General features: G+C 69.6%; 19 protein-coding genes and 4 tRNA genes. 17 read left to right on the top strand and 6 right to left on the bottom strand.

Annotated features, from left to right (window positions below; all coding sequences use genetic code 11):
• Window positions 1-5: 5 nt before the first annotated feature.
• Window positions 6-542, bottom strand: coding sequence for a GNAT family N-acetyltransferase (locus HQ312_RS01545; protein WP_222637617.1), 537 nt, complete (start codon window positions 540-542; stop codon window positions 6-8).
• A 3-nt stretch (window positions 543-545) separates the two neighbouring features.
• Complete coding sequence (locus HQ312_RS01540; RefSeq protein ID WP_162246766.1) at window positions 546-842, bottom strand: hypothetical protein; 297 nt, start codon at window positions 840-842, stop codon at window positions 546-548.
• A gap of 196 nt (window positions 843-1,038) precedes the next feature.
• On the opposite strand from HQ312_RS01540, the gene HQ312_RS01535 reads away from it, so the two are divergent.
• Window positions 1,039-1,281 carry a hypothetical protein gene (locus HQ312_RS01535; RefSeq protein ID WP_162246765.1) on the top strand — a complete coding sequence of 81 codons (243 nt, stop codon included), beginning with the start codon at window positions 1,039-1,041 and terminating at the stop codon, window positions 1,279-1,281.
• 48 nt (window positions 1,282-1,329) lie between these two features.
• Here the strand turns inward: HQ312_RS01535 and HQ312_RS01530 are convergent.
• The 3 genes from HQ312_RS01530 to HQ312_RS01520 form a co-directional block, all read right to left on the bottom strand.
• Window positions 1,330-1,404 (bottom strand) — tRNA-Val (locus HQ312_RS01530).
• A gap of 21 nt (window positions 1,405-1,425) precedes the next feature.
• Window positions 1,426-1,496, bottom strand: a tRNA-Cys gene (locus tag HQ312_RS01525).
• Between the two features lie 50 nt (window positions 1,497-1,546).
• A tRNA-Gly gene (locus tag HQ312_RS01520) sits at window positions 1,547-1,619 on the bottom strand.
• A 236-nt stretch (window positions 1,620-1,855) separates the two neighbouring features.
• Between HQ312_RS01520 and HQ312_RS01515 the strand changes: the two genes are divergently transcribed.
• The 10 genes from HQ312_RS01515 (at window position 1,856) to pdxS (ending at window position 10,778) form a co-directional block, all read left to right on the top strand.
• Window positions 1,856-1,927: transfer RNA gene (locus HQ312_RS01515), tRNA-Val, on the top strand.
• A 150-nt stretch (window positions 1,928-2,077) separates the two neighbouring features.
• Window positions 2,078-2,515, top strand: coding sequence for a TIGR02611 family protein (locus HQ312_RS01510; protein WP_051613207.1), 438 nt, complete (start codon window positions 2,078-2,080; stop codon window positions 2,513-2,515).
• Window positions 2,494-3,249, top strand: a complete 756-nt coding sequence (locus tag HQ312_RS22135) for a (2Fe-2S)-binding protein (protein ID WP_051613208.1) — start codon at window positions 2,494-2,496, stop codon at window positions 3,247-3,249. The genes HQ312_RS01510 and HQ312_RS22135 overlap by 22 nt, the downstream gene beginning before the upstream one ends.
• A 137-nt stretch (window positions 3,250-3,386) precedes the next feature.
• Complete coding sequence (thrS, locus tag HQ312_RS01500; RefSeq protein ID WP_222637802.1) at window positions 3,387-5,450, top strand: threonine--tRNA ligase; 2,064 nt, start codon at window positions 3,387-3,389, stop codon at window positions 5,448-5,450.
• Window positions 5,447-6,007: an HIT domain-containing protein gene (locus tag HQ312_RS01495; RefSeq protein WP_027505217.1), complete on the top strand. Its 561-nt coding sequence runs from the start codon at window positions 5,447-5,449 to the stop codon at window positions 6,005-6,007. Before thrS ends, HQ312_RS01495 begins: the two co-directional genes overlap by 4 nt.
• A gap of 7 nt (window positions 6,008-6,014) precedes the next feature.
• Window positions 6,015-6,698, top strand: a complete 684-nt coding sequence (gene pgsA / locus HQ312_RS01490; RefSeq protein ID WP_056444783.1) for a phosphatidylinositol phosphate synthase — start codon at window positions 6,015-6,017, stop codon at window positions 6,696-6,698.
• Window positions 6,695-7,609 (top strand): phosphatidylinositol mannoside acyltransferase, encoded by a 915-nt coding sequence (locus tag HQ312_RS01485; protein ID WP_222637616.1) that lies wholly within the window; start codon window positions 6,695-6,697, stop codon window positions 7,607-7,609. Before pgsA ends, HQ312_RS01485 begins: the two co-directional genes overlap by 4 nt.
• Complete coding sequence (locus tag HQ312_RS01480; RefSeq protein WP_222637615.1) at window positions 7,606-8,730, top strand: glycosyltransferase family 4 protein; 1,125 nt, start codon at window positions 7,606-7,608, stop codon at window positions 8,728-8,730. The genes HQ312_RS01485 and HQ312_RS01480 overlap by 4 nt, the downstream gene beginning before the upstream one ends.
• Complete coding sequence (locus HQ312_RS01475; RefSeq protein WP_027505221.1) at window positions 8,730-9,746, top strand: NUDIX domain-containing protein; 1,017 nt, start codon at window positions 8,730-8,732, stop codon at window positions 9,744-9,746. The genes HQ312_RS01480 and HQ312_RS01475 overlap by 1 nt, the downstream gene beginning before the upstream one ends.
• A 96-nt stretch (window positions 9,747-9,842) precedes the next feature.
• Window positions 9,843-10,778 (top strand): pyridoxal 5'-phosphate synthase lyase subunit PdxS, encoded by a 936-nt coding sequence (gene pdxS / locus HQ312_RS01470; protein WP_051613209.1) that lies wholly within the window; start codon window positions 9,843-9,845, stop codon window positions 10,776-10,778.
• 30 nt (window positions 10,779-10,808) lie between these two features.
• Here pdxS and HQ312_RS01465 read toward each other — a convergent pair whose 3' ends face one another.
• Window positions 10,809-11,420, bottom strand: a complete 612-nt coding sequence (locus HQ312_RS01465; RefSeq protein WP_197027759.1) for a hypothetical protein — start codon at window positions 11,418-11,420, stop codon at window positions 10,809-10,811.
• A 135-nt stretch (window positions 11,421-11,555) separates the two neighbouring features.
• Here HQ312_RS01465 and HQ312_RS01460 point away from each other — a divergent pair, with 135 nt between their 5' ends.
• From HQ312_RS01460 to ruvB, 6 genes are all read left to right on the top strand, one after another.
• The gene (locus tag HQ312_RS01460; protein WP_027505223.1) at window positions 11,556-12,407 is read left to right on the top strand and encodes an acyl-CoA thioesterase II; all 852 of its coding nucleotides are present in this window, start codon (window positions 11,556-11,558) and stop codon (window positions 12,405-12,407) included.
• The gene (gene pdxT, locus HQ312_RS01455; RefSeq protein ID WP_027505224.1) at window positions 12,404-13,027 is read left to right on the top strand and encodes a pyridoxal 5'-phosphate synthase glutaminase subunit PdxT; all 624 of its coding nucleotides are present in this window, start codon (window positions 12,404-12,406) and stop codon (window positions 13,025-13,027) included. The genes HQ312_RS01460 and pdxT overlap by 4 nt, the downstream gene beginning before the upstream one ends.
• 41 nt (window positions 13,028-13,068) lie before the next feature.
• Entirely contained in the window at window positions 13,069-13,824 is a 756-nt protein-coding gene (locus HQ312_RS01450; protein ID WP_222637614.1) for a YebC/PmpR family DNA-binding transcriptional regulator, read from the top strand.
• 107 nt (window positions 13,825-13,931) lie between these two features.
• On the top strand, window positions 13,932-14,528 hold the full coding sequence (ruvC, locus tag HQ312_RS01445) for a crossover junction endodeoxyribonuclease RuvC (protein ID WP_027505226.1): 597 nt from the start codon (window positions 13,932-13,934) through the stop codon (window positions 14,526-14,528).
• Complete coding sequence (gene ruvA / locus HQ312_RS01440) at window positions 14,525-15,127, top strand: Holliday junction branch migration protein RuvA (RefSeq protein WP_027505227.1); 603 nt, start codon at window positions 14,525-14,527, stop codon at window positions 15,125-15,127. Before ruvC ends, ruvA begins: the two co-directional genes overlap by 4 nt.
• A gap of 41 nt (window positions 15,128-15,168) precedes the next feature.
• On the top strand, window positions 15,169-16,206 hold the full coding sequence (gene ruvB, locus HQ312_RS01435) for a Holliday junction branch migration DNA helicase RuvB (RefSeq protein ID WP_056445240.1): 1,038 nt from the start codon (window positions 15,169-15,171) through the stop codon (window positions 16,204-16,206).
• Window positions 16,207-16,212: the final 6 nt, after the last annotated feature.

The following is a 16,212-nucleotide window of genomic DNA, read 5'->3' as shown; positions in this document are numbered from 1 at the left end:
CGGCGTCAGGTGAGGTCGCGCTGCATGACGAAGTCCTCGTGCAGCACGGCTCCCAGCGCGAAACGCTTCTCTCCCAGCTGCCGGAAACCGCTGCGCCGATAGAACGCCAGCGCGCGGGCGTTCTGCTGGTTCACTCCGAGCCACAGCGCGCTGCGTCCGAGCCGTCGAGCCTCGTCCGCGGCCGACTCCATCAGTGCTGCAGCAACTCCCGTGCCGTGGGCGGCGGGGTCGCTGTACATCTTGCTCACCTCCACGGCGTCCGTGGCCGTGAGGGCGCTCGACACGTCCGGGTCGGTCGACGCCGACAGGATCAGCATCGTGTACCCGACCAGTGCCGTGCCCCGCGGAGCGACCCGCACGATGCGCTCGTCGTCGTCGAGGTAGGTGCGGAACGCCGACTCCGACAGCACGGTCGCCACGAAATGGTCGATGTCCTTCTGCAGCGTTCCGGGTGGACACGCCAGGGGGAAGGTCCGTCCCGCCAGATCGGCGAGGGCCGGCACGTCGGCGTGCGTGGCGCGTCTCGTGGGCTGTGTCGCCACCCGTCAGGCCGATCGAGGGTGGGCGGCGTGGGGGCGGTCCGTCGCCTCCACGGCGTCCACCACGTTCTTCGCTTGTCGCAGAGGCATTCCCGTGCGATCGCGCAGCAGCGACATCGCCTGCGCCGGCTTGCGCGCGTGCACCAGAGCGGCCACGGCGGTGTGCGTCTCGGCGTCGACGGGATGACGGTCGACGGTCTCCGTCCGTGCGGCGGCGGTGCGGTGTCGCAGCGCGAACCAGGTGACGACGACGGCGAGATCGATGACCACGAGAGCCACGACGAACCAACCCCAGGTAGGCATGAGGTAAGTCAATCACCCTGCGCCGGACGCACACGGCGATTCGGGTGATCGGCGGGCGATGGCCGTTGTGTCTTCTCACTCCCGACGGCGGAGACGTGTCGTTCACGACACCGGACGATCGGGTAGGCGGAGGATGAACGACGAACGATGGCGCGGGGTCACGACGCCGCAGCGTGGCGACGACGAGAGGATCGACATGAGCGAACAGATGACGGTGCAGTACTTCACGGGTCGCGTGGACCGGGTCAAGGCAGCGGTTCAGAAGGCCGTCGACGAGGCGGGCGCGTACGGCAGCGATCAGCTGGTGGCGGATTTCGAGTGGATCCAGTACGCCCACGATCACGTGCACGTGACGACGCGCGACGAGGTGGACTACGTCGACGACGAGACGACGACGCGGCACCTCGACGAGCTGTTCGAGCGGTACCGAGTGGGATGAGGCGGAATGCACGAAGGCCCCCGTCCGAGGACGGGGGCCTTCGTGTGGTGGTGCGCGATACTGGGATTGAACCAGTGACCTCTTCCGTGTCAGGGAAGCGCTCTCCCGCTGAGCTAATCGCGCGGGACCCGGTGACGGGTGACGAGGTGGAGACGGGAATCGAACCCGTGTGCACGGCTTTGCAGGCCGTTGCCTCACCACTCGGCCACTCCACCGTGGTGACGAGAACCCCGGCTCGTGAGAACCGGGGGACTCGATACCCTCGAGCGGACGACGGGATTCGAACCCGCGACCCCAACCTTGGCAAGGTTGTGCGCTACCAGCTGCGCCACGTCCGCACACTCCTCGGTGGCGTTTCCGCCTCCGTGGTGCGGTTCGAAACATTAGCCCACGTCGGCCGGAAGTCACAAATCCGCTGTTCACACCGTGTTTCCCTGCCGTCACTCCTGTCACGACCGCCGCAGGGTCGGTCGGCCGCAGCGGTGGCCGGCGCGGGTCGGGGTCCGTGTTGGGAGCACCCTCGGGGACGTGTTAACGTTTCCCCTCGTTCGGACGGCGTGCTCGCACGCGGCCCGGTCCCGTGGCTCAGTGGAAGAGCGTCCCGTTCACACCGGGAAGGTCGCTGGTTCGATCCCAGCCGGGACCACAGAGAAGACGACAGGCCCTCGCTGCAGCGGGGGCCTTTCGCCGTTCCGAGGTCGGTGTCCCCGGGTATGGTGACCTGGTGAGTACCGACAAGGCCCCCGCAGACAGGGTCGCCCCCGCAGAGCGCGCAGCGACTGCCGACCCGTCCGCGGTGACGGACTCCGGATCGCGTGAGCGCGGCAGCCGCGGGCGCGAGGAGCGCAGCCGGTACCGCGAGTGGCGTGACGGCATCGCCTCGCGCCCGACCGTGGATCGTGCGTACCGCATCGCGGTGGCCGCGGTGGGAACCGTCGTCCTCGCCCTCGGCATCGTCGCCATCCCGTATCCCGGTCCCGGATGGCTCATCGTCTTCGCCGGTCTCGGCATCCTCGCCTCGGAGTTCGCGTGGGCCAAGACCGTCCTGCACTGGGTGCGGGCCCGGTACGACACGTTCATGGAGTGGTTCGGTCGGCAGAACATCGTCGTCAAGGGACTCGGCGCACTGTTGACCACCGTGGTCGTGCTCGCCACGCTGTGGCTGCTCGGCGCCCTCGAGCTGGTCGCCGGTTGGGTGGGCCTGGACTGGGCGTGGCTGCAGAGCCCACTCTGACCGCCGCGGACGTCGTCACGCGCACCGCGAAGGCGCTGCCGTGGACCGCGAACCTCATGGTGGTCCCGCCCGGGGACGGCTGGGACATCCCCGATCCAGCGCTGCTGGACGTCGCACTGGCTCGGTCCGCCGCGCGGTGGCCCGACGTCTCGGACACCACGTGCGCGACGCTGTGGTGGTACGGCTCCAGCTCGACGCTCGCACTGGTCCTCGGCGCTCAGATGCTCGTCACCGGGCACTGCGTCGACCCGACGGCTCCCGATGCGGTGGTGGCCATCGGCGACACCGGGACCGTTGCCGCACTGATGTCGCCCACGGTGGCGACGTCGGCGGGCACAGTCGTGGCGGACCTGGTCGAGCGCCTGGTCGGGGGGCTCGCACAGCGCGTGCCGGGGCTGTCCGCACCGAGCCTGTGGGCGATCGCCTCGGACTCCGTGGCCAACCGGGTGCTCGACGTGGCCTCCGCACTCGGACGCGTGGCCGACGCCACCGCGATGGCGCGGCTCCTCACGTCGCAGGCTCGGACGCATCGGTTCCCCGAACCGCGTTTCGTGGACGTGACGGCGGACGCGATCGTCACACCGGCGACTGCGAGTGCGCCGGATGCGCACTCGCGCCGTGTCGTCCGTCGTGGATCGTGCTGTCTGGTCTTCGAGGCCGGGGTCGACATGTGCGTCAGCTGTCCGCGTCGCACCCCCGAGGACAGAGCCCGACGGTGGTCGGCGCTTCTCTGACGCGCCAGGCGTTCGGGCGAGGTGTCTGCCGCGTCCCCGATGCCGATACGCTGTGCTCGACACCCGACCCACACCTGTCGCCGCCGCCCCACCCGGGCGGCACCGACCCACGTCCGTAGGAGCGCATCACCGTGAGCATGCCCGATTCCGCTGTCCTCGCACCTCGCATCAGCGTGGCCGCAGGGACGACCGCCGGAACGGCGCTGCGCGACACCGGCCTTCCCAACAAGGGGCCGGACGCCATCGTGGTGGTCCGGGACGAGGAGGGTCGACTCCGCGACCTGTCGTGGGCGCCCGAGGCGGACACCGAGGTCGAGCCCGTGCGCGCCGACAGCGAGGACGGCCGTAGCGTCATCCGCCACTCGGCCGCGCACGTGCTGGCCCAGGCGGTGCAGGAGATGTTCCCGAACGCGAAGCTGGGCATCGGCCCGCCCATCGAGAACGGCTTCTACTACGACTTCGACGTGGAGAACCCGTTCACGCCGGAGGACCTGACCAAGCTCGAGAAGAAGATGAAGCAGATCATCAAGAGTGGTCAGCGGTTCTCGCGGCGCGTCTACGACTCCCTCGACGCCGCCAAGGCCGAGCTGGCCGACGAGCCGTACAAGCTCGAACTCGTCGACGACAAGGGCTCGGTCGACGATCCCGAGGTCATGGAGGTGGGCGGGGGAGAGCTCACCGCCTACGACAACCTGAACCCGCGGACCGGCGATCGCGAGTGGGGCGATCTGTGCCGCGGACCGCACGTGCCCACCACCAAGTACATACCGGCGTTCAAGCTCACCCGCAGCTCGGCCGCGTACTGGCGCGGCGATCAGTCGAAGGCCGATCTACAGCGCGTGTACGGCACCGCCTGGGAGTCGCAGGAGGCGCTCGACGCGTACCTCGAGCTCCTCGCGGAGGCCGAGCGTCGCGATCACCGCAAGCTGGGGTCGGAGCTCGACCTGTTCAGCTTCCCCGACGAGTTGGGATCCGGCCTGCCGGTCTTCCACCCCAAGGGTGGCATCGTGCGCAAGGAGCTCGAGGATTACTCGCGCCAGCGCCATGTCGAGCAGGGCTACGAGTTCGTCTACTCACCGCACATCACCAAGAGCACGCTGTACGAGGTCTCCGGTCACCTCGACTGGTACAAGGACGGCATGTTCCCCGCGATGCATCTCGACGCGGAACTCGCCGAGGACGGCACGGTGCGCAAGCCCGGCCAGGACTACTACCTGAAGCCGATGAACTGCCCGATGCACAACCTGATCTTCGACTCCCGCGGCCGCTCGTACCGCGAACTTCCGTTGCGGCTGTTCGAGTTCGGGTCGGTCTACCGCTACGAGAAGTCGGGCGTCATCCATGGTCTGACCCGTGTGCGCGGTATGACGCAGGACGACGCTCATATCTACTGCACTCGCGAGCAGATGCACGAGGAGCTCACGAACACGCTGAACTTCGTGCTCGGACTCTTGAAGGACTACGGCCTCGACGACTTCTATCTCGAGCTCTCCACCCGTAACCCCGACAAGTCCGTCGGCTCCGACGAGGTGTGGGAGGAGGCCACCGCCACCCTCGCCGAGGTCGCCGCTGCCTCCGGGCTGCACCTCGTTCCCGATCCGGGCGGCGCCGCGTTCTACGGACCCAAGATCTCGGTGCAGGCGAAGGACGCGCTCGGCCGGACATGGCAGATGTCGACCATTCAGCTCGACTTCAACCTTCCCGATCGTTTCGGCCTCGAGTACACCGGTAGCGACGGTGTGAAGACGCGCCCCGTCATGATCCACCGCGCACTGTTCGGTTCCATCGAACGCTTCTTCGGTGTGCTGACCGAGCATTACGCGGGTGCCTTCCCGGCGTGGCTCGCCCCCGTGCAGGTGGTGGGCATCCCCGTCGCCGAGGCATACGCGGACCACCTCTTCGGTGTGATCGCTGCGCTGCGGAAGGCGGGCATCCGCGCCGAGGTCGACGCCAGTGACGACCGCATGCAGAAGAAGATCCGCAACCACACCACGCAGAAGGTGCCGTTCATGCTGCTGGCCGGGCAGAACGACGCGGATGCCGGTGCGGTGAGCTTCCGCTTCCGCGACGGCACCCAGATCAACGGTGTCCCCGTCGACGACGCGGTCACGGCGGTCGCCTCCTGGGTGGCGCAGCGCCGCAACGAGTCCCCGACGGCGGACACCTTCGACACCATCCCCGGCGGGAGTGACGGAGCATGAGCGAGGACGACGCCACCGCCGACGCGGGAGCCATCGTGGACACCGGGACGGGTGACGAGGACCGCCTTCAGCGGCTCTGGTCGCCGCACCGGATGTCCTACATCGCGACGGCTCCGAAGGTCGACGACAAGATGGCGTCGGAGCCGTTCACCCAGATTCCCACGCTGGAGGACGAGGACGGGCTCATCGTCGCGCGCGGAGAGCACGTGTACGCGGTGCTGAATCTCTACCCGTACAACCCGGGTCACCTGATGGTGGTGCCGTACCGCAAGGTGGCCGACCTCGAGGACCTCACGGACGAGGAGAGCGTGGAGCTGATGCGGTTCACGCAGCACGCGATCCGCACGATGAAGCGGGTCTCACGCCCGCACGGGTTCAACGTCGGGCTCAATCTAGGTGCGCCCGCAGGCGGTTCGCTCGCCGAGCACCTGCACCAGCACGTCGTCCCGCGGTGGGGCGGTGACGCCAACTTCATCACTGTCATCGGCGGTGCGAAGGTCATGCCGCAACTCCTCCGAGACACTCGCGCGTTGCTCGCCGCCGCGTGGAAGGACTGACTCCGTCGTGCTGAGCATCTTCGGTAGGGCATCGGCGTCCAAGGTCACCGCGCCGCTGGGCCGCGCCCTCAACAGCACGGGTCTCACGCCGGACTCCGTCACCATCATCGGCACCGTCGCGAGCGTCGTCGCCGCGATCACGCTGTTCCCCGCGGACCATCTGTTCATCGGCACGCTGGTGATCTGGCTGTTCGTCATGTTCGACATGCTCGATGGTGCGATGGCACGTGCGCGGGGCGGCGGCAGCAAGTACGGCGCCGTGCTCGATGCGACGTGCGACCGCGTGGCCGACGGCGCCATCTTCGCCGGGTTGTCGTGGTGGGCGGTCTTCCACCAGAACGATCGGCCGCTGTTCGTCGCGATGCTCGTGTGTCTGGTGACGTCGCAAGTCATCTCCTACGCCAAGGCCCGTGCCGAGGCGAGCGGACTGTCCGCCGACGGTGGCCTGATCGAACGTCCGGACCGCCTGGTGATCGTCCTCGTCGGATCCGGGCTCACCGGCATCGGCCAACTCGCTGATCTCACCTGGCTGCAGTTCGCTCTGCCCGTCGCGACGTACTTTCTGGCCGCGGCGAGCATCGTCACGGTGTTCCAGCGTGTACTGGCCGTCCGCAACTCCGCCGGTGCCCGCGACATCATTCCGATCCAGCCGAAGGCCAACCGGATCGAGCCGGACAGCACGGCTGGATGAGTCTGTCGGAGCGGCTCGGCGCCGCGGGATACATCGCCGGATGGCGGGTCGTCCGGGCGCTGCCCGACGGCGTCGCGACCCGACTCTTCGACGCCGGCGCCGACCTCGCCGCGCGCCGCAACGGTGGACCGGAGCAGCTGCGCCGCAACCTCGCCCGCGTGCTGGGCACCACCGCGGACGCGGTACCGGACGACCTCGTGCAGGCGTCGGTGCGCTCCTACGCGCGGTACTGGCGCGAGGCGTTCCGGTTGCCGTCCATGGATCTCGCGGCCCAGGCCGCGGCCATCGACGACGCCGTCGTCGGCCAGGAACATCTGGACGCGGCGCTGGCGTCCGGCCGCGGCGCCGTGCTCGCGCTCCCGCACAGCGGGAACTGGGACATGGCGGGCGTCTGGCTCACGCGCACCCGCGGCCAGTTCACGACGGTGGCCGAACGGCTGAAGCCGGAGTCGCTCTACCAACGCTTCGTCGCGTACCGCGAGTCCCTCGGGTTCGAGATCTTCCCGCTGAGCGGCGGCGAACGCCCGCCGTTCGAGCAACTCTCCGAGCGCCTGCGAGACGGAAAGGTCGTGTGCCTCCTCGGTGAGCGCGACCTCGCCCGCCACGGGGTGCCCGTCACGTTCTTCGGGGAGCCGACCCGCATGCCGGCCGGGCCCGCGCGTCTCGCGATCGACACCGGTGCGGCTCTGCTCCCGGTGCACTGCTGGTTCACCCCCACCGGCTGGGGTTTCTCGGTCGAGCCCCCGATCGACGTCTCCGCCGGCGTCGAGCAGGCCACCCAGTCGCTCGCCGACCACTTCGCCGCCAACATCGCCGCGCATCCGGCCGACTGGCACATGCTGCAGCCGCTGTGGTGGGACGACCTCTCGCAGGGCCGGCGTGACCGCATGACCGGTGAGGCCGACCGGTGAAGATCGGCATCGTCTGCCCGTACTCGTTCGACGTCCCGGGTGGCGTGCAGGCGCACGTCGCGGAACTGGCCGAGGTACTGATCCAGCGCGGTCACCGTGTCAGCGTCCTGGCTCCGGCGAGCGACGAGACGGCGCTGCCCGACTTCGTCGTCTCGACGGGCAAGGCCCTGAGCTTCCCGTACAACGGCTCGGTGGCGCGCCTGGCGTTCGGTCCGGTGACCTACACCCGCATCCGGGCGTGGATCGAGAAGGGCGAGTTCGAGGTCCTGCACATCCACGAGCCGAACGCGCCCAGTCTGTCGATGCTGTCGCTGAAGATCGCGGACGGTCCGATCGTGGCCACGTTCCACGCCTCGACCACGAAGTCGTTGCTGCTGAGCACCTTCCAGGGTGTGCTGCGCCCGTATCACGAGAAGATCGCCGGGCGCATCGCCGTCTCGGAGCTGGCGCGACGGTGGCAGGTGGAGGCTCTGGGGTCCGATGCGGTGGAGATCGCCAACGGGGTCCACGTCCCCGCGTTCGCGACGGCGCCCCTGTTGCCCGGGTATCCCCGGCCGGGCCGGACGCTGGTGTTCATCGGCCGCTACGACGAGCCCCGCAAGGGCATGCAGACCCTGCTGGCCGCGCTCCGGCCCATCGCCGCGGTGTTCCCGGACATCGAGGTGCTGGTCGTGGGCCGCGGCGACGAGCAGAAGCTGTGCCGAGAGGCCGGCGATCTGGCGAAGCACTTCCGCTTCCTCGGCCAGACGACGGACGCCGAGAAGGCGTCGGCACTGCGCAGCGCCGACATCTACTGTGCTCCGAACACCGGCGGCGAGAGCTTCGGCATCGTGCTGGTGGAGGCCATGGCAGCGGGCGCGCCCGTGGTCGCGAGCAACCTGGACGCGTTCCGCCGCGTGCTGCGTGACGGCACGGCCGGTGTGCTCTTCCCGGTGGGCGATTCCGAGGCCATGGCGGACGCGGTGATCCGCGTGCTGTCGAACGACGACGAGCGGGCCGACCTGGTGCGTCAGGCGAGCCGCGCCGCCGTGTCCTACGACTGGCCCGTCGTGGCGGAGCAGATCGTCCGGGTGTACGAGGCGGTCGCGGTGGCCGGTCGCACGGTGAAGGTGATCGACTGATGACGTTCTGGGTGGCCGCCGCCGTCGTGGTCGTGGCACTGCTGGTCCTGCTCCTCGGCCTGTGGGCGTACTCGACGGCGCACCGTCTCGACCGACTGCACGTGCGCTCGGACCGGTCCTGGCAGTCCCTCGAGGCCGCCCTGGCCCGTCGGTCGGTGGTGACCCGTGCGGTCGCCGCCGCCCTGGACGCGCCGGGATCGGTGGAGAGCCGCACCCTGACGACGCTCGCGGATCGGGCGGAACGGGCGGAGCGTGCCGACCGGGAGCGCGCCGAGAACGCGGTGTCCGTCGCACTCGGCCGCATCGACCTCGCCCGGCTGAACCCGCAGATGATCTCCGAACTCGCCGACGCGGAGGCGCGGGTGCAGATCGCCCGGCGGTTCCACAACGACGCGGTCCGCGACACCGTCGCACTGCGATCGCGTCGACCCGTCCGCCTGCTCCGACTCGGTGGGACGGCCGCGATGCCGACCTACTTCGAGCTGTCCGAGAGCGAGGCGACCCTCGAGGAGGTCGAGGGCGCGTCGACCCGGACGTCGGCGCGGGTCGTGCTGCTCGACGGACGCGGCCGCGTGCTGCTGCTGCGGGGTCACGATCCGTCGGTGCCCGACGTGCACTTCTGGTTCACCATCGGTGGGGGCGTCGAGGTGGGGGAGACCCTGCGCGACGCCGCCGTTCGCGAACTGCGCGAGGAGACCGGCATGGTCGCCTCGGCGGAGGACCTGCGCGGGCCCATGTGGCGTCGGACCGCGACGTTCTCCTTCGACGGCGTCGTGATCCGGTCGGAGGAGCTGTTCTTCGCCCTCCGCGCCGAGGCGTTCGAGCCGGTGCGCACGGGCTTCACGGAGCTCGAGCGTCGCGTCGTCACCGGACATCGCTGGTGCACGGCGGACGAGATCCGGTCACTGGCCGCCTCGGGCGACGCGGTCTATCCGCGCGCGATGGCGGAGCTGCTCGACGAGGCGGACACGGTGCTGGCTCTCCGCACCGATCCGGACGTGCGCGCCATCCACTGACCTGGTGTGATGGCAGCCATAGCGGGCCAGTGCGGTCGAAGTGGTTATCGCGACGAGGTCCAGCCGAGCCTAGGCTCGCGGTGCACACATTCCCGCATGCCTGAGGAGATCACCGTGACCACCACCCTCCCGTCCGAGCAGGACGCCACTCCGTCCACCGGAACCGCCCGCGTCAAGCGCGGTATGGCAGAGATGCTCAAGGGTGGCGTCATCATGGACGTGGTCACCGCCGAGCAGGCGAAGATCGCCGAGCAGTCCGGCGCCGTCGCCGTCATGGCTCTCGAGCGGGTGCCCGCGGACATCCGCGCACAGGGCGGCGTCTCGCGGATGAGCGATCCCGACATGATCGACAGCATCATCTCCTCGGTCAGCATCCCCGTCATGGCGAAGGCGCGCATCGGCCACTTCGTCGAGGCACAGATCCTGCAGAGCCTCGGCGTCGACTACGTCGACGAGTCCGAGGTGCTGACCCCCGCCGACTACGCGAACCACATCGACAAGTGGAAGTTCACGGTTCCCTTCGTCTGTGGTGCGACCAACCTCGGCGAGGCGCTGCGCCGGATCACCGAGGGCGCGGCCATGATCCGCTCGAAGGGCGAGGCCGGCACCGGTGACGTGTCCAACGCGACCACGCACATGCGCACCCTGCGTGACCAGATCCGCCACCTGACGTCGCTGCCCGAGGACGAGCTGTACGTCGCCGCGAAGGAGCTGCAGGCTCCCTACGATCTCGTCGTCGAGGTCGCCCGCGCGGGCAAGCTCCCCGTCACCCTGTTCACCGCCGGTGGCATCGCCACCCCGGCGGACGCCGCGATGATGATGCAGCTCGGTGCCGAGGGTGTCTTCGTCGGGTCCGGCATCTTCAAGTCCGGCAACCCCGAGCAGCGCGCCGCCGCCATCGTCAAGGCGACCACCTTCTTCGACGACCCGGACGTGCTGGCCAAGGTCTCCCGCGGCCTGGGCGAGGCCATGGTCGGCATCAACGTCGACGAGATCCCGCAGCCGCACCGCCTCGCCGAGCGCGGCTGGTGATCTGACACCACCTCCGGTCTGCGGGGGTGGTCAGCGCTCGACGAGCAGGGCCGGGCGGTCGGGGTGGTCCATCCGCACCTCGACGTCCGCCCGTTCGCCGTGCTCCGCGTGCGCCGTCAGGGCAGGCACCGTCCAGCGCTCGTCCTCCGGGGTGAGGCGCGACGCGGTGCGCTCGGTGAGCGTCAGCGCCACCGTGACGTCGAGATCGAGGCCACGCCCCAGCAGCATGGGGCCCGCGACGACCACCACCTGATTCTGCGCCGCCGTTCGCGGCCGAGCGCGAGCGGAGCGATCGGACCGCTCGTCCCACAGCGCGGGCAACCACTGATCGCGCGTGCGCACCGCCGTGATCACCTCGCGCGTCAGTGCGTCGTAGTCGAACCACAGGGTGCGGTAGGAGAGTTCGTCCTCGTGCCCGTACTCGAGTCGCAGCGACGCGGGCCGCACCCAGTCGTGCAGGGAGACGAGATCGGCGGCGCGGCCGTCCGCGCGGAGCCGGGCCACGACGCGCTGAGCGAAGGCCACCGGATCGGCGGCGTCCGCACCGTCGACGGCCACGACACACCGTCCGTCGACGGCGTCGATGCGGTCCACGACGTGGTCCACCACCGCGTCGGGAGTGGTGGGGGAGAAGCGGGGCACGGCCTCGATCCTGCCCGACGCGCCGCCTCCGCCCCCCGCGAGTACGGCCGAAGTGTCGTTCCGGGGCCCGATTCTGCGACACTTCTGCCGTACTCGCGGGGCAGGTCCCGTCTGTCCCGACCGGAAAGGGTGATCATGGCCGGAATCGAAGAGATCCTCGAGCTCGAGCGCATCGAGAACGACATCTATCGGGGGAGTTCCGTCCCGAGTCAGCTGCAGCGCACGTTCGGCGGCCAGGTCGCCGGGCAGTCGTTGGTGTCCGCGGCGAAGACGGTGGATCCCGCGTTCCGCGTGCACTCGCTGCACGGATACTTCCTGCGTCCCGGAAACCCGAACGAGCCCACCGTCTTCACGGTCGACCGCATCCGCGACGGTCGGTCGTTCGCCACGCGTCGGGTCACGGGCATCCAGGACGGCAAGGCGATCTTCACGATGTCGGCGTCGTTCCACGTGGAGGACGAGGGCATCGAGCATCAGGACCGGATGCCCGCAGTGGTGGGTCCGGAAGACCTCCCCGACGTCGCCGAGGACGAGGCGTTGCGGCAGAAGATGTTCTACAAGGAGTGGAACCGGTGGGACGTGCGGCTCGTCCCGCAGGACCGCATCACCCGGAGCTCCAGTCTTGCTGCGCAGCAACAGGTGTGGATCCGTTACCGCGATCCGCTGCCGGACGACCAGGTCTTCCACGTGTGCGCTCTGGCGTACATGTCGGACATGACGCTGCTGGGTTCGGCGAAGGTCCCGCACGAGGACGTCGCCACGCAGACCGCGTCGCTCGATCACGCGTTGTGGTTCCTGCGCCCGTTCCGTGCGGACGAGTGGTTGCTGTACGACCAGACGTCGCCCTCCGCCGGCCTCGGCCGCGCGTTGACCCAGGGACGGATCTACGACCGTCAGGGCCGGATGGTCGCGGCCGTCACGCAGGAGGGTCTGATGCGCTACGACCGCTCGGCGCAGCACACGCCGGGCCTCGAGACGTCACGGTGACAGCTCCGACAATCGGAGTGCTCGCGCTGCAGGGTGACGTGCGAGAGCACCTCGAGGCGCTCACTGCCGCCGGTGCGAGCGCGGTGACGGTGCGCCGTCCCGAGGAACTCGACGCCGTCGACGGTCTGGTGCTGCCCGGCGGCGAGTCGACCACGATGGGGAAGCTGCTGCGGATCTTCGATCTCCTCGATCCGCTCCGCGAGCGCCTCGCCGCCGGTATGCCCGCCTACGGGTCCTGCGCCGGCATGATCCTGCTGGCCTCCGACATCCTGGACACCACCCCGGATGCCGTGCATCTCGATGGCCTCGACATCACGGTGCGGCGCAACGCCTTCGGTCGTCAAGTCGACTCCTTCGAGACCGACCTCGACGTCGCTCGGGTGGGCGGCGAGCCGATGCGTGCCGTGTTCATCCGGGCGCCGTGGGTCGAGCGGGTCGGCGACGGAGTCGAGGTGTTGGCCACCGTCCCGGAGGGTCCCGCGGCGGGCCGCGTCGTCGCCGTGCGGCAGGGCGACGTGCTCGCGACGTCGTTCCACCCCGAGGTCACGGGGGACCGCCGGGTCCACGCCCTGTTCGCCGACATGGTGCGGGAGCGAAGGACCTCGTCCACGCCCGCGTAAGCTGGGCACGTTCTCTGCCGGTACGAAAGGGGCTATTGCCGATGAGCGGCCACTCCAAATGGGCGACCACGAAGCACAAGAAGGCTGTCGTCGACGCCCGCCGATCGAAGTCCTTCGCCAAGTTGGTGAAGAACATCGAGGTCGCCGCGCGCACGGGTGGTGGTGACCCCGTCGGTAACCCCACGTTGTACGACGCCATCCAGAAGGCGAAGAAGACCTCGGTCCCCAACGACAACATCGAGCGTGCGCGCAAGCGCGGCGCCGGTGAGGAAGCGGGCGGCGCCGACTGGCAGACCATCATGTACGAGGGCTACGGGCCCAACGGTGTCGCCGTCCTCATCGAGTGCCTCACCGACAACCGCAACCGCGCGGCCGGCGAGGTCCGTGTCGCGATGACTCGCAACGGCGGCAACATGGCCGACCCGGGTTCCGTGTCCTACCTGTTCTCCCGCAAGGGCGTCGTCACGCTGGAGAAGAACGGCCAGTCCGAGGACGACGTCCTCATGGCCGTGCTGGACGCCGGCGCCGAGGAGGTCAACGACAACGGGGACACCTTCGAGGTGGTCTCGGAGCCGACCGACCTCGTCGCCGTGCGCACCGCGCTGCAGGAGGCAGGCATCGACTACGACTCCGCCGAGGCCAGCTTCCAGCCGTCCGTCAGTGTGCCCGTCGACGTCGACGGAGCGCGCAAGGTGTTCAAGCTGATCGACGCGCTCGAGGACAGCGACGACGTGCAGAACGTGTGGTCCAACGTCGATCTGGCCGACGAGGTGCTCGCGCAGCTCGACGAGGACTGACTCCAGCGCGCCGCCCACACTCGTCACCGACTCGCCGCTAAGGTATCGAACAACAGTTCTACGTGTTCGAAGGTCCGGAGCGGCCGAATCCGGTGAGGGAGTGGGCGTTGCGTGTCATGGGAGTCGACCCCGGGCTGACCCGGTGTGGACTGAGCCTGGTCGAGTCCGGCGCAGGCAGAGCGGTCACGGCGCTCGACGTCGACGTGGTGCGGACGCCGGCCGACATGGAGTTGGCGCAGCGACTTCTCCTGATCGCCGAGTCCGCCGAGTACTGGCTGGACACCCACCGGCCCACGGTGGTCGCCGTCGAGCGGGTGTTCTCCCAGAACAACGTGCGCACCGCGATGGGCACCGCGCAGGCCGGGGGAGTGATCGCCCTCGCGGCCGCCCGGCGCGGTATCCCGGTCGCCTTCCACACCCCGTCCGAGGTCAAGGCCGCGGTCACCGGGAACGGCACCGCGGACAAGGCTCAGGTGACGGCCATGGTGACCCGCATTCTCGGCATGCAGCAGGCCCCCCGCCCCGCCGACGCCGCCGATGCTCTCGCCCTGGCGATCTGTCACTGCTGGCGGGCACCCATGATGGCGCGGATGGCCGCCGCCGAGGCGCAGGCAGCCGCGGCGAAGGCCGCGTACGAGAAGAAACTGAAGCAGCAGCGCGCGGCCGTGCGGGCCGCCGCGAGGACGGGAGCGCAGCCGCGATGATCAGCTCGGTACGGGGCGAGGTGCTCGAGATCGCCCTCGACCACGCGGTGGTGGAAGCGGCAGGCATCGGCTACCGCGTCAACGCGACGCCGGCGACGTTGGCCGGGCTCTCTCGCGGAACCGAGGCGCGCCTGGTCATCTCGATGATCGTGCGCGAGGACTCCATGACGCTGTACGGCTTCGCGGACGCTACGTCGCGCGATCTCTTCGGTCTGCTCCAGACGGTGTCCGGCGTCGGTCCCCGGCTCGCCATGGCCGTGCTCGCCGTCCTCGAACCCGACGCGCTGCGCACCGCGCTGACCGACGGCAACGTCACGGCCCTGATGCGGGTACCGGGTATCGGCAAGCGCGGCGCCGAGCGTCTCGTGGTCGAACTGCGCGACAAGGTGGACGCGGTGGTGTCCGGTCCGGCCGGTGTCGCCGCACCCGGCCACTCGTCGGGCCCGGTGCGTGATCAGGTGGTCGAGGCGCTGCTCGGCCTCGGGTTCCCGGCCAAGCAGGCCGAGCCCGCCGTCGATGCCGTGCTGGCAGACGACCCCGCCGTCGGAACGGCGCAGGCTCTGCGCTCGGCCCTGGTGAGCCTGGGCAGGTCGCGGTGACGGACCCGGACGGCACCGATGACTCACTGGTCACCGCCGAGATGGTGCCGGACGACGGCGATCTCGATGCGAGTCTGCGGCCGAAGTCGCTCGACGACTTCATCGGTCAGCCCCGCGTGCGGGAGCAACTGCAGCTCGTCCTGCAGGGCGCGACGCAACGCGGCGGAACACCGGACCACATCCTGCTGTCCGGTCCGCCCGGACTCGGCAAGACCAGCATGGCGATGATCATCGCGGGGGAGCTGAACTCGGCGTTGCGCCTGACGTCCGGGCCGGCCCTCGAACGAGCGGGAGACCTCGCGGCGATGCTGAGCAACCTCGTCGAGGGTGACGTGCTCTTCATCGACGAGATCCACCGCATCGCGCGGCCGGCCGAGGAGATGCTGTACCTGGCGATGGAGGACTTTCGCGTCGACGTGGTCGTCGGTAAGGGGCCGGGCGCCACCTCGATCCCGCTCGACGTCGCACCGTTCACGCTCGTCGGTGCCACCACCCGGTCCGGCGCCCTCACCGGCCCGCTGCGCGACCGCTTCGGCTTCACCGCGCACATGGACTTCTACGACCCCCGCGAACTGCAGCGCATCCTGACGCGGTCGGCGGGAATCCTCGGAGTGCGCATCGAGGCGGATGCCGCCGCGGAGATCGCGGGACGATCGCGCGGCACACCCCGCATCGCCAACCGCCTGCTGCGCCGGGTGCGGGACTACGCCGAGGTGCGTGCCGACGGCCGCGTGACACTCGAGGTCGCCCGGGCGGCGCTCGAGGTCTACGACGTGGACGAGCTCGGCCTCGATCGCCTCGACCGGGCCGTGCTCGGCGCACTCGTCCGCAGCTTCGGCGGCGGGCCCGTGGGGGTCTCGACGCTCGCGGTCGCGGTCGGGGAGGAACCGGCCACCGTGGAAGAGGTGTGCGAGCCCTACCTCGTCCGCGCGGGCATGATCGCGCGGACGCCGCGCGGTCGGGTGGCCACGGCCGCCGCGTGGGAGCGGATGGGTCTCACACCCCCGCCGGATCTCGCGGTCGGCGGCATCTCGGTGCGGACGAACGAGCCGCAACGCACGCTCTTCGACGAGACCTGAGCCGGT

The sequence above is a fragment of the Rhodococcus sp. BP-316 genome, from assembly GCF_019836105.1.
GTDB lineage: Bacteria > Actinomycetota > Actinomycetes > Mycobacteriales > Mycobacteriaceae > Rhodococcoides.
Note: the sequence above shows the minus strand (reverse complement) of the source record. Positions and strands in the feature narration are given on the sequence as shown.

What these genes read in the sequence shown, in the direction of transcription:
- HQ312_RS01540 (WP_162246766.1), bottom strand. Translation starts at nt 842, where the DNA reads ATGCCTACCTGGGGTTGGTTCGTCGTGGCTCTCGTGGTCATCGATCTC.
- HQ312_RS01535 (WP_162246765.1), top strand. Translation starts at nt 1,039, where the DNA reads ATGAGCGAACAGATGACGGTGCAGTACTTCACGGGTCGCGTGGACCGG.
- thrS (WP_222637802.1), top strand. Translation starts at nt 3,387, where the DNA reads ATGCCCGATTCCGCTGTCCTCGCACCTCGCATCAGCGTGGCCGCAGGG.
- HQ312_RS01495 (WP_027505217.1), top strand. Translation starts at nt 5,447, where the DNA reads ATGAGCGAGGACGACGCCACCGCCGACGCGGGAGCCATCGTGGACACC.
- HQ312_RS01485 (WP_222637616.1), top strand. Translation starts at nt 6,695, where the DNA reads ATGAGTCTGTCGGAGCGGCTCGGCGCCGCGGGATACATCGCCGGATGG.
- HQ312_RS01475 (WP_027505221.1), top strand. Translation starts at nt 8,730, where the DNA reads ATGACGTTCTGGGTGGCCGCCGCCGTCGTGGTCGTGGCACTGCTGGTC.
- pdxS (WP_051613209.1), top strand. Translation starts at nt 9,843, where the DNA reads ATGCCTGAGGAGATCACCGTGACCACCACCCTCCCGTCCGAGCAGGAC.
- HQ312_RS01460 (WP_027505223.1), top strand. Translation starts at nt 11,556, where the DNA reads ATGGCCGGAATCGAAGAGATCCTCGAGCTCGAGCGCATCGAGAACGAC.
- HQ312_RS01450 (WP_222637614.1), top strand. Translation starts at nt 13,069, where the DNA reads ATGAGCGGCCACTCCAAATGGGCGACCACGAAGCACAAGAAGGCTGTC.
- ruvA (WP_027505227.1), top strand. Translation starts at nt 14,525, where the DNA reads ATGATCAGCTCGGTACGGGGCGAGGTGCTCGAGATCGCCCTCGACCAC.
- ruvB (WP_056445240.1), top strand. Translation starts at nt 15,169, where the DNA reads ATGGTGCCGGACGACGGCGATCTCGATGCGAGTCTGCGGCCGAAGTCG.